The following is a 772-nucleotide window of genomic DNA, read 5'->3' on the forward strand; positions in this document are numbered from 1 at the left end:
TAGCTGGCAAAGCGCAACTTGCTATTACCACGCGTGATTGAGAAGTCTGCAGGGTCAGACACTTCAATGTCTTTACGCACAGCAAAACCAGTGTACTGATTGGTATCAGAAAACTGAAGGTGCTTATTGTTTGATTGAGCTCGATCAGAGAGATAAATTGCGTAGCCATCGCCTACAGCTTTTTGAACTGCGGCTTTGGAGTCGACCTCCTGAAAGGCGATGATGTCGGCTTGAGTTTTATCCACATATTGGTTGAGTTTGACGAAATCGTCACTGGTTCTCGAAACCTTACCTCCATTTATAGACAGCCATTCTATATTCCAACTGGTTAAGTTGATGGAGTTTTGAGCAAGTGACGTTGAACTAAAAATTAATAAGGCAGTAACAAATAGTGATCGCATATTGGCTTGTTTCACTCCTGGTTTTTAGCGTATTCCTTTCCAACCTTTATTCTATAAGACATCCCAAAAAAGCAAGTAGATTTAGTTCCAATTTTGCAATTTTCACAGTTTTCTTCGCAACTGAGATCAGTACCAATAAGATCGATTTGTTCTTGTCCGCTAGCCGATCTTTATTGATCAAAATCAATGTTTTCAAGTGGTGCTTTTCGTTAAATACGCCACAATATATTGTGTTAGCAGAATAAAAAATAACCCCATATAGTGTGTTTGTGGATAACTCTGTGAGTATGCTGGGGTAAGGAGAAGAAAGTGAAACCAATCGTAATCAAGCGTGACGGCTCAAGAGCTCCGTTTAACAGGGATCGTATTCA

General features: G+C 40.0%; 1 pseudogene. It reads right to left on the bottom strand.

Features of this window, described 5'->3' with window-relative positions:
• Positions 1-401: pseudogene (locus R7O13_RS26245) on the bottom strand (endonuclease/exonuclease/phosphatase family protein); the annotation flags it as partial.
• Positions 402-772: the final 371 nt, after the last annotated feature.

Source organism: Vibrio sp. Y176 (assembly GCF_033438945.1).